Annotated in this window: 10 protein-coding genes; 3 read left to right on the forward strand and 7 right to left on the reverse strand. The window is 67.4% G+C overall.

The features are described 5' to 3' along the window. Positions 1-19: 19 nt before the first annotated feature. On the forward strand, positions 20-1,711 hold the full coding sequence (locus BN4332_RS12260; RefSeq protein WP_066898693.1) for an oligopeptide ABC transporter substrate-binding protein OppA: 1,692 nt from the start codon (positions 20-22) through the stop codon (positions 1,709-1,711). A gap of 8 nt (positions 1,712-1,719) precedes the next feature. Here the strand turns inward: BN4332_RS12260 and BN4332_RS12265 are convergent, their stop codons facing one another. From BN4332_RS12265 to BN4332_RS12285, 5 genes are all read right to left on the reverse strand, one after another. Beyond that, positions 1,720-2,760 (reverse strand): alpha/beta fold hydrolase, encoded by a 1,041-nt coding sequence (locus tag BN4332_RS12265; protein ID WP_074133050.1) that lies wholly within the window; start codon positions 2,758-2,760, stop codon positions 1,720-1,722. A gap of 91 nt (positions 2,761-2,851) precedes the next feature. Beyond that, a complete protein-coding gene (locus BN4332_RS12270) occupies positions 2,852-3,118 on the reverse strand; it encodes a cytochrome C oxidase subunit IV family protein (RefSeq protein WP_066898694.1) in 267 nt (88 codons plus the stop codon). Positions 3,119-3,120: 2 nt separating this feature from the next. Next, positions 3,121-3,717 carry a cytochrome c oxidase subunit 3 family protein gene (locus BN4332_RS12275; protein WP_096866890.1) on the reverse strand — a complete coding sequence of 199 codons (597 nt, stop codon included), beginning with the start codon at positions 3,715-3,717 and terminating at the stop codon, positions 3,121-3,123. A gap of 4 nt (positions 3,718-3,721) precedes the next feature. Then, positions 3,722-4,396 carry a hypothetical protein gene (locus BN4332_RS12280; RefSeq protein ID WP_235654267.1) on the reverse strand — a complete coding sequence of 225 codons (675 nt, stop codon included), beginning with the start codon at positions 4,394-4,396 and terminating at the stop codon, positions 3,722-3,724. Positions 4,397-4,440: 44 nt separating this feature from the next. Further along, entirely contained in the window at positions 4,441-5,199 is a 759-nt protein-coding gene (locus BN4332_RS12285; protein WP_066898696.1) for a hypothetical protein, read from the reverse strand. 175 nt (positions 5,200-5,374) lie between these two features. Between BN4332_RS12285 and BN4332_RS12290 the strand changes: the two genes are divergently transcribed. Together BN4332_RS12290 and BN4332_RS12295 are read left to right on the forward strand one after the other, a co-directional pair. After that, entirely contained in the window at positions 5,375-5,872 is a 498-nt protein-coding gene (locus BN4332_RS12290; protein WP_066898697.1) for a TetR family transcriptional regulator, read from the forward strand. Positions 5,873-5,917: 45 nt separating this feature from the next. Then, complete coding sequence (locus tag BN4332_RS12295) at positions 5,918-7,138, forward strand: acyl-CoA dehydrogenase family protein (protein ID WP_066898698.1); 1,221 nt, start codon at positions 5,918-5,920, stop codon at positions 7,136-7,138. On the opposite strand, the gene BN4332_RS12300 is transcribed toward BN4332_RS12295, so the two are convergent. After that, positions 7,129-8,634 (reverse strand): GMC family oxidoreductase, encoded by a 1,506-nt coding sequence (locus BN4332_RS12300; RefSeq protein WP_066898699.1) that lies wholly within the window; start codon positions 8,632-8,634, stop codon positions 7,129-7,131. The genes BN4332_RS12295 and BN4332_RS12300 overlap by 10 nt on opposite strands. Before the next feature lie 27 nt (positions 8,635-8,661). After that, positions 8,662-10,572: an ATP-binding protein gene (locus BN4332_RS12305; protein ID WP_066898700.1), complete on the reverse strand. Its 1,911-nt coding sequence runs from the start codon at positions 10,570-10,572 to the stop codon at positions 8,662-8,664. Between the last annotated feature and the right edge of the window lie 74 nt (positions 10,573-10,646).

The following is a 10,646-nucleotide window of genomic DNA, read 5'->3' on the forward strand; positions in this document are numbered from 1 at the left end:
TGCATCTAGCATCGACTGGGTGAACGGGTTCAAGGGGTTCAAACTCCAGCGCTTCGCCATCGTCGCAGCAGTCACCACGCTTGCCCTGGCCGGGTGTACCGGAGGCGATCGGGAAACACCGTCGGCCGGCGGCAATGCCGAGGTCGGCACCACCAACGACGTCAATCCCCAGGACGTGGCGAACCTGCGCCAAGGCGGCAACCTGCGCCTGGCCCTGACCGAGTTCCCGTCCAACTTCAACCCGTTGCACATCGACGGCAACACCGGCGACGTCGGCTCGCTGACCAAGCCGACCCTGCCCCGCGCCTTCGTCATCGCCGCCGACGGCTCCGCCACGGTGAACACCGATTACTTCACCAACGTCGAACTGACCGGAACCAACCCGCAGGTGGTGACCTACACGATCAACCCGAAGGCGGTGTGGTCCGACGGCACGCCGATCACCTGGGAGGACATCAAGTCCCAGACCGAGGCCAACAGCGGGAAGAATCCGGACTTCATCATCGCCGCACCGAATGGCTTCGAGAGGGTGGCCACGGTGACCCGCGGCGTCGACGACCGCCAGGCCGTGATGACCTTCGCCAAGCCGTACGCGGACTGGAAAGGGATGTTCGCCGGCAACGGCCGGCTGCTCCCCAAGAGCATGACCGCCACCCCCGAGGCCTTCAACAAGGCCCAGCTCGGCGCACCCGGACCGTCGGCCGGCCCGTTCATCGTGTCCAACATCGACCGCGGCGCACAGCGGATCACCTTGAGCCGCAACCCGAAATGGTGGGGAGCCCCTCCCCTGCTCGACACCATCACCTACCTGGTGCTCGATGATGCGGCCCGCATCCCCGCGCTGCAGAACAACACCATCGACGCCACCGGGACCACGTCGCTGGACGAGCTGACCATCGCCCGCAAGACGCCGGGCATCACCATCCGGCGTGCCCCCTCGGCCAGCTGGTATCACCTGACCTTCAACGGTGCGCCCGGCTCGATCCTGGCCGATCCCGGCCTGCGCCGCGCGGTCGCCAAGGGCATCGACCGGCAGGCGCTGGCCAACATCACCCAGCGTGGTCTGACCGACAATCCGGTGCCGCTCAACAACCACATCTTCGTGGCGGGGCAGCAGGGTTACCAGGACAACGCCGCCTCGGTGGCCTTCGACCCCGAGAAAGCCAAGGCCGAACTCGACGCGCTGGGCTGGAAAGTGCCGGAGGGGCGGCAGTTCCGGGAGAAGGACGGCAAGGAACTGGTGATCCGCAACGTGTTCTACGACGCGGGCAGCACCAGGCAGGTGGCCCAGATCGCGCAGAACATGCTCGGCCAGATCGGGGTGAACCTGCAGCTCGACACCAAGCCCGGCACCGGCTTCTTCACCAACTACATCATCAAGGGCGACTTCGACATCGCCCAGTTCGCCTTCCTCGGTGACGCGTTCCCGTTGAGCTCGCTGACCCAGATCTACACGCAGGACGGGGCGAGCAACTTCGGCAAGATCGGCAGCCCGGAGATCGACGCCAAGATCGAACAGACGCTGGAGGAGCTGGATCCGGAGAAGGCTCGCGCGCTGGCCAACGAACTCGACCAGATGTTGTTCGAGGAGGTGTTCAGCCTCCCGCTGTTCCAGTCACCGGGCAACGTCGCGGTACGCAGCAACCTGGCCAATTTCGGGGCCTTCGGCCTGGCCGACGCGGACTTCACCAAGATCGGGTTCATGAAGTAGCCGTGAGCTCAGCCCGCGGGCGGGAGCGGCAATGCCGCTTCCACCGCGGTGGCCGTCGAGATCGCCACCACTGCCGCGCGGATCACGGCCCGCGCAGGCAGGGCATCGAGCTCGGTCGCGGTGGCCGAGAGTCGTTCGAGCTCACCGTCATACACCGCGCGGATCACCGCGAAGGCAGCGCGTTCGCGGGTATCGAGCACGCTGTGCGCCACCGTCGGCATGCGTACCAGTACCGCCCCGGGGACCAGTGCGGCCACCCGTTCGGCGATCGCCGGTGGCGTGGTCAGGTCGCGGCCGCCGGACACCACGACGGTGGGCCAGTGAAACTGCGGCAGCTCGCGCGTCAGGTCGAACGGCTCAGCCTCGAACGGCTCGTAGAACTTCGCGCTGCCGATCATGTCGGCCATGTCCAGAGCCGGGTCCAGCGGCAGCCCGTCGGGCACCCCGGCGTAGTTGAGTTCACGGAAGGCGATCCGCCCGACCAGATCGACCTCGTTGCGGTAGGGCGCTTTTCGCGCCGAGAGCCCGCTCAGCCGGCGAAGTCCCGACCAGACCAGGGTCCGTCCGCGCAGCAGCAGGTCGAGCTGTCGGTCCAGCAGCGCGGCGCCGCCGAAGCCGTACAACAGCCCGGCCAGTTCCCCGCCCTTGGTGGCCAGCTTCCCGTCTGCCACCAGCCGGTGGACCTTGGGCGCGAGTTCCACTGTCTCCGGATTGTTGCCCTCCCACAGCAGACCGCGAATGGCGCTGCGAATGGCCTCGATGTCGGTGGTGGACAGCAACGGCGAATCCAGCACCATGGCCGCGACCCGGTCGGGATGACGAACGCCGAATCCCGCGGCGATATAGCTGCCGTACGAGGTGCCATAGATCACCGCCCGGTGCACACCGGCGTCGTCGAGCACCGCGGCGATGNCGGTAGGGCCGGACCGATGCGACACCCGGGCCGCCCGGGATGAGCACGACGGGCTGCGCCGACTTGCGCCCGGTCCGCACGTAGAACAGGTCGAACCGTTCGTCCGAACCCGGACTGACCGGGCGCCGCACGGCACGCACCCCCGGTAGCGCGGCGAGTCTGTCGTGTATCCGCCTGCGCTTGGCGTTCATCGTCATTGCATTCCATTGTGCCGCGCACCGCGCTGGTCAGATCAGGTAGATCGCGAAGACCGCCCCGAACAGCACCACCAGCCAGCCGTCAGTGGCGAACTTGAGCCACCGCGGGGCGGTGCGGACCTCCATGAACTGCCGGATGATCAAGCGGGACTTGATCAACGTCAGCGCCAGAACCAGCGCCGTGATCGGCACGCTGGCGCGGAGGGTGCCCGAATACTGGGCCGGCGCCAACCACCAGGATCCGACGGTGATCACGGTCAGCAGCAGCCAGGTCCGGGTCACGGTCCGTTCGGTCATCGTCACCTCACCACGTAGAGCAGGCCGAAGATGATCACCCACAGCAGGTCGACCATGTGCCAGTAGAGCGCGCTCGCCTCCACCACCGACGCCCGGCGGCGGGACGGATTGCGAAGCTCCCGCACGATCACCCCGAGCACGATGAGCCCGATCAGCACGTGGATCAGGTGCACCCCGGTGAGCACGTAGTAGAACGAATAGAACATCTGCGAGTTGGTGTGGCCGGCACCGATCTTGACCACCCACTCGTAGCCCTTGCAGGCCATGAACATCAGGCCACCGACGCCGCCCGCGTAGGTGAGTCTGATGGCCAGGTCATGGCGGCCGGTGCGGGCGGCGAGCACGGCACGGGCCACGAACCAGGAACTGGTCAGCAGGATCACGGTGTTGACGACACCGATGGTGATGTCGAGATGCTGCTGGGCCCGGAGGAATTCGTCCGGATACATGGTCCGGTAGATCATGAAGACGATGAAGTAGCCGCCGAAGATGACCAGATCGCCCAGCACCATCACCCACATGTGCCCGTCGCCGGGCAGATGCGTACGTGGCGCCGTGGGTCGCGAGTCCGGTTGCGTCAGTGTGGGATTACGCGTCATCTCCTCATTCCAATCCCGGCGCGTCGATGGGCTCGCGCACGGCGGCCCGCCGCAGCAGCATGATCAGGGCCGACAACCAGACCGAGAACACCACCACCGCCCACCAGAACGCGATCGACCCGTTCCAGGCGAACGGCCCGGACTGGAACAGGAACATCTGGGTGGCGATCACCTCGGTGATGATCTGCCAGATGGTCACGTAGGCGAACCACGCCGGGAAGATCTCGTTCTTGTCGTAGAGGATCGCGATCGCCAACACCAGATACGCTGCCGTGAAACAGCCCAAAGAGCCGTTGTAGGACAGCATTCCGAGGTCGTACAGCAGACTGATCAGTTCGGGGTCACGATCGGGCCGAAACGCCGCCGTCAGGAAACACACCGACACCAACAGAAAACCGGGCAGCGCTCCGACTCCCATGCCGCCGATGTAGCCGTAGGCGAACACCGACCCCACCGACATGCGCTTGATCTGGTAGGCCACCAGGCCGTTGGTCATGGCCGCGCCACCCAGCAGGATCAGCAGCAGGCAGAACCCGACCTTGATGGTCAGGCCGTGCTCGGTGAAGAACGCGACCTTGTCGGCCGCGGTGACATCGGGCCGCGGTGGCGGCGTCACCCGGGTCAGGATGCAGATGATGACACCGAAAACGCCGTACCACAGGGGGAAGAACCACGTCATCAACCGCACGTCGGGCTTACCCGGCGGCGCGTCGGTCACCAGGCTCACGCGTCCACCGGCCCTGCGGTGACGCCTTCCTCGATCGCCTGCCGGAGAACGGCACGGCGCAAGACGAAGAACATGACGATGACGAATGCCGCGAAGGCGCCGTTGCGCAACCAGAAGGCCAACAGCCCGTCCCAGGCCATGGGCCCGGTGTGGAACACCGCCGCGCCTGCGGCCGGAATCATCGCCACCGCAGTAGCCACCGAATAATGGCCCACCCAGCGGGGAAACACCGGATCCGGCCCGTCGTCGAAGTAGACCGCCACCGCCAGCAGGGCGAACTGTGACACCACCATGCCCACCGGGGCGACGAACAGGATCCAGGCCAAGTCGTTGAGCAGCATGATCAACGCGGGATCGCGCTCCGGGCGGAACGCCGCCACCAGGAACAGAATGTTGGACAGCGCGAAGATGGTGGCACCGCTGACCACCGCGGTCAGATAGCAGTAGGCGAACACATGGCTCTGGCCCTTCATGCGCTTCATCTGTACGACGATCACCATGAAGAAGGGCAGGATCAGGATCCCGCACAAATTGAAGGTCACCTGGCTGAACCGGATCCATGCCGTGTGATCGGCGTAGAACCCGGCCACCTGCTGTGCACTCCAGGTGGGTGACATCGGTGGCCAGAAGCCGGGGAACGCCAGCATCGCGATCAGCAACACGGCCCCCACCGCAGGCCCGGACCACAGGCTCACCCACTGAGCCTTGATGTTTCCGGCTTTCGGCAGGTCTTGAACCTGCTCCAGGATCTGCACGCGTACCTCCAGAACTGACTGAAGTCAGAATCTCTCTTGCCCGAAACCGTAACCCCTAGAGCACCTCAATGGAAAGAGCGAAACTGAGTACAGTCAGTTTGGCTGCGGCTTAGCATCGGGTGGTGCTCAACGCCACGGCCCGCAGCCGCAAGGGGCTGCAGNCGACACGGCCGCGATCGCGGCGGCCGCCGGCGTCGCGCACGGCACCTTCTTCTTCCACTTCCCGACCAAAGAACATGTCCTGCTCGAGCTGGAGCAGCGCGAGCAGCGGCGCATGGCCACCGAGCTCACCCGGTTCTTCGCCACCCCACACGATGTGCGCGCCACCCTCGCCGAGTCGGTGCGTGTGCTCGAGAAGCTCGAACGCCGCCTCGGCAGTCGATTGTTCAAAGACTTTCTGGCTCTGCACTTTTCCACCACCCGACCACCCTCGGAAGAATGGATGCGACACCCGGTGATCGTCGAGGTGATCGAGGAGCTGCAACGCGCGCAGAAACGCGGCGAGATCCCGGCCGAAGTGGACGTCATGCACAACGGCATGTCGTTCCTGGCCGGTCTGTATGCCCTGCTGATCACCATCCCGAATTCCGCCGAGGTCCGGGACCCGGTGCTGAGCGAGTACCTGACCACCTACGTGTACGGCATGCGGGTCGTCGCGTTAGGTTCGGGCTGATCCAAAGGCGTGCCCGTCGGTAACCGGTGCGGATACAACGGTGCCATGACCACCGTCGAGAACGTCACCCATGTGTTGCCCGGTACCCCGCAGTGGGACGACCTGCTGGCCTCGATCGCCGCAGGCGCCAAGGACCGCGACCTCAACGACGAGAATCCCTTCGACCAGGTCGCCGCACTGAAGCGGGCCGGGTTCGGCACCCTGCGCCTGCCCGAAGCGCTCGGCGGTGCCGGATTCACCGTCCCGCACCTGTTCGCGGCGGTGATCGACGTCGCCAAGGCCGACCCGATCGTGGCGCACATCTTCCGGACCCACTTCTGGTTCACCGAGGAACGGCTGCGCACCATCGACGATCCGGTGTCGAAGCGCTGGCTGGACAAGATCGCCGAGGGCAAGATCTTCGGTAATGCGTTCAGCGAGAAGGGATCGCTGGCCGTGGGCAGCCTGGTGTTCAATACCCGGCTGCTGCCCGACGGTGCGACGCCGGGCGCCTTCCTGCTCAACGGCGAGAAGTACTACAGCACCGGAACCCTGTTCTCGGACTACCTCACGGTGACCGCCACCACCGACCACGACTCGGTGGCCAACGTGCTGGTGCCCACCGACCGCGACGGCGTTCGCCTGGTCGACGACTGGGACGGATTCGGCCAGCGCCGGACGGGCACGGGCACCACCACGTTCACCGATGTCGCGGTCGCGGCCGACGAGGTACTGGTCGACACGCCCTACGACGCCGAGCCGGTTCCGACGGTGCAGTACGCCTCGCTGCAGTTGTTCATCCATGCGGTGGTGGCCGGCATCCTGGCCAACGTCGTCGACGATGGTGTGGCGCTGCTACGTTCGCGCGAACGCAACTTCAGTCACGCGGTCACCGAGCGGCCCACCGACGATCCCCTGCTGCAACGCCAGCTCGGGGTGCTGGCCAGCACCGCGTACGTGGCCCGGGCCGCCGTGCTCGACGCCGCAGCGGCGATCGGTGCCGCCACCGACTCTGCCGTGGACGGCGTGCCCGACGCGCGGCTCGCCGCGGAAGCCCAACTCAAGGTCGCCCAGGTCAAGGTTCACCTCGACGATGTCGCACCCGAGGCCGCGACCCGGCTGCTGGAACTGGGCGGGGCCAGTGCGGCCAGCCGTCAGCGCAACCTGGACCGGCACTGGCGCAACATCCGGACCATCACGCTGCACAACCCCGTGGCCTACAAGGCCCGCGTGATCGGCGAGAACCTGTTGCACGGCACGCCCGTTCCGGCCAACGCCTACTTCTGACCCTGAATGACGAGCTCGGCGGCCTTCTCCCCGACCAGCACGCTGGGCGCGTGGGTATGGCCACGGATGAGTGTCGGCATCACGGACGCATCGGCCACCCGCAGCGACTCGATTCCGCGGACGCGCAACTGCGGGTCGACCACGCTGTCCTCGTCGCTGCCCATGCGACAGGTGCCAACCGGGTGATACAGCGTGTGTGACACCGAATTCAGTGCCCGCGCAAGCGTTTCGTCGTCCAGCGTGGTCGCGTCCAATGGCCGGGCCACCTTGCCGACCACGTCTTTGAGCGCGGGGGCGCCGGCGATCTCGGCACTCATCCGCAGGCCCGCCATCAACGCGGTCCGATCGGCCTCGTCGCTGAGATAGCGCGGGTCGATCACCGGTTTGGCCATCGGATCGGCCGAGCGCAACGTGATGGTGCCCGTACTGCGCGGTTTGAGCAGGATCGGGCCCATCACGATGGCGTGCCCGTACGGGTCGCCGATGCCCTCGTCGAAGAACGGGGCCGGGGCGAAGATCAGCTCCAGGTCGGGCAGTTCCAAGTCGGGCCTGCTACGTACGAACCCGTACGCCTCGCCGACGTTTGAGGTCAGCATGCCGCGGCGCCGGGTCAGATAGTTGACGAGTTCGAGCGGCTTCTCAGCGGCGAACAGGCTGTCGTTCTTCACCTCGAATCCCAGCGGAACCACAAGGTGGTCAAGGAGATTGGCGCCGACGCCCGGCACGTGGCGGATCACCTCGATCCCGTGCGACGCCAGCTGGTCCCGGTCACCGACGCCGGACAGCATCAGCAGCTGCGGGGAGTTGATCGCTCCCCCGCACAGGATGACCTCCCGGCGAGCCGTGGCCACATCCCGGACCCCGCCCCGGTCGTATTCGACCCCGACGGCCCGGTTGCCGGCGAACAGGATCCGGGTGGCGGTGGCCTCGGTGAGCAGCGAAAGGTTTCGGCGCCGCAGCGCGGGCTTGAGGTAGGCGTCGGCGGTGCTCCAGCGGGCTCCGCGGCGCTGGGTCACCCGGGTCTCACGGAACCCCTCATGGCCGCACTCCTCGGCGGCGGCCAACCACGCGGCCGTCGAACCGCGTGGGCTGCGCTGCGCCTCGATCACCAGCGGCCCGGACTCGATCCGCTTCAGATACTTTTCGAGGCCGGCGTAACTCCAGTCCGCACCGGCACGGTCGCCCCACTCGTCGTAGTCGGCGGGAAAGCCCGGCACCCACATCATCGCGTTCATCGACGATGAGCCGCCGAGGGTCTTGCCGCGCGGCCAATAGATCCGGCGGCCGTCGAGCTCGGGCTGCGGCTCGGTCAGGTAATCCCAATCGACCTCGCTGCGGAACAATTTCGAGAACGCCGCCGGGATGTGGATGAACTTGTTGCGGTCGCGTGGCCCGGCCTCCAGCGCCAGCACCGACACGTCCGGCTGCGCGCTCAACTGGCTCGCCACGACCGCGCCCGCCGACCCGGTCCCCACCACGATGTAGTCAGCCTCCACCTGGCGGAGTGTATGCGGCGCGAGGGGCTAAATGGCCAATTCGATGTGGTGCGCGCCTCCGACGGCGGCGTACCGCTCGGGACTGCAGGTCAGCACGATGACCTGCCCGTCGCCACCGACCGCGTCGAACACCGCGCCCATCTTGATCAACCGGTCCGGATCGGTGAATCCGAGTGCGTCGTCGATGATGACGGGCACGCTGTCCTCCTTGGCGACCATGGTGGCGCCGGCCAGCCGCGCGACGATGGCCAGCTGCTCCTTGGCCCCGCCGGACAGCGACTCGTAGGGCACCGTGCGCCCGGACAGCGTGCGGCTGCGGATGTTGAGGTCGCTGTCCACGTCCACCTCGAAATCCTCACCGAACACCAGCCGGCCCAGCCGCTGCACCTCGAGCCGGAACGGATCGGCGTACCGCTGCCGGGTGGCGTCACGGTGGCGGGCCATCACCGACCGCAATGTCTCGGCCGCGCGAGCCCGGCGGTGTACCCGCAGATACTCGGCGTGGGCATGTTCGCGTTCGGTCTCGGCGGCGTCCAGCAGGCCCTTACGCCCCTGCGTGCCGTACACCTTGAGTTGCGCGGCCACCTCCCGCAGCGCCTCGACGGCCGCGTCGTGACGGCCATCCAGCACCTCGCTGCGGCGCGTGGCCTCGGCCAGCGTGGCCTTCACCGAATCCGGTTGTGTGGCCGACAGTTCGGTGCGCAGCGCCGCCACCCGGCCGGCGCTGGCGGCGGCGTCCTCATCGGCGGCCTGGGCGTTGACGGCCAGAGCGTCGTCGCCGACCTGTGCACGCTGGACCTCCAGCCGGCCACTGGCCGCCGTCAGCTCGGCCTGCGCCGTGGTGAGCTTCTCGCGCAGCACGCTCAGGCGGGTCGACTTCTCCGAGAGCCGCTGCGCCGCCGCCGCGATCACCTTCCGGCTGGTCTCACTGTCGGCCACGGCCTGGCGGTGGGCAGCGACCGCGGCGTCGAGTTCGGTACGGGCGGTGGCGATATCGGCGGGCCCGGTCAGCTCGAACAGCCCCGCCTCATCGGGCTGGCCGGCTCGCAGTTGCGCGAGCCGCGATCGCAGATCCGCCAGGTGGTCCTCACCGGTGAGGGCATCGACGGTGGCGCGCAACCGATCTCGAATGCCGGCCAGTTCCCGGCGGCGTGCGTCCAGTGCCCGTGCCGCCTCGACACCGTCGACCCCGGCCTCTTCCAGTGCGATGGTGAGCGTGGCCTGCGCCTCGTCGAGACGAGCCCGGGTCTGCGCTGCGGGGGTTCCGGGCACCACGCGGACCGTGACCACCCCGGGCACGTCGATCTCGGTGTCGGCGGNGTCGGCTGCGGCGAGCCGCTTGGTCACCGCGGCCCACTCACCCGTGGGCCGGCCGGTGGCGGTGAAGTAGCGCAGGTATTCGGCGTCGATCCGCTCGATCAGCAGCGGCTCGTCCCCCGACAGTGCGACAGCCTCGCCCGCCGCCACGTCCAGCGCCCGGGCCAGCGCGTCCGAACCCGAAAGGTCAACCGGCGCAGTTGAACTCGCCTGCAGCACCCGCTGCGCCTGCCACAGGCTGGTGTCCACCGTCTCGGCGAGCATGGCCAGCACCCGCTCGTGCGCCTCGTCGCCGCTGAGCTGTTCACGGACCGGCGCCAGCACCGTCAGCTGGGTCTCGGCGCGCTTGTGGAACCGTTTGCGGTACACGAACCGGTATGGGCCGGTGGAGATCTCGGCCGTCACCTCGGCGCCGACGTCGGCGTGGGTGGGCTTGACCTGCTTGACCTCCTTCTTGCCCGAGCGGTCCTTGGCCTCCAGCAGCAGATCCAGCGCCTCGATCATCGAGGACTTGCCGATCTCGTTGGCGCCGCTGACCACCACCACACCGTGATCGGGGAACTCGATCTCGCGGTGGGTGATGCCGCGGTAGTTGGTCAGGACCAGGCGGTGCAGTTTCATGCCGCGCCTCGCCGGTCCACCAGGCGCAGCAACAGCCCGAGCGCGGCCCGCGCATCGTCGGCCCCAGCGCCCTC

Source organism: Mycolicibacterium houstonense, from assembly GCF_900078665.2.
Lineage (GTDB): Bacteria > Actinomycetota > Actinomycetes > Mycobacteriales > Mycobacteriaceae > Mycobacterium > Mycobacterium houstonense.

Coding starts and splice junctions, on each gene's coding strand:
- BN4332_RS12270 (WP_066898694.1), bottom strand. CDS start 3,118: ATGACCGAACGGACCGTGACCCGGACCTGGCTGCTGCTGACCGTGATC.
- BN4332_RS12275 (WP_096866890.1), bottom strand. CDS start 3,717: ATGACGCGTAATCCCACACTGACGCAACCGGACTCGCGACCCACGGCG.
- BN4332_RS12280 (WP_235654267.1), bottom strand. CDS start 4,396: ATGACGTGGTTCTTCCCCCTGTGGTACGGCGTTTTCGGTGTCATCATC.
- BN4332_RS12295 (WP_066898698.1), top strand. CDS start 5,918: ATGACCACCGTCGAGAACGTCACCCATGTGTTGCCCGGTACCCCGCAG.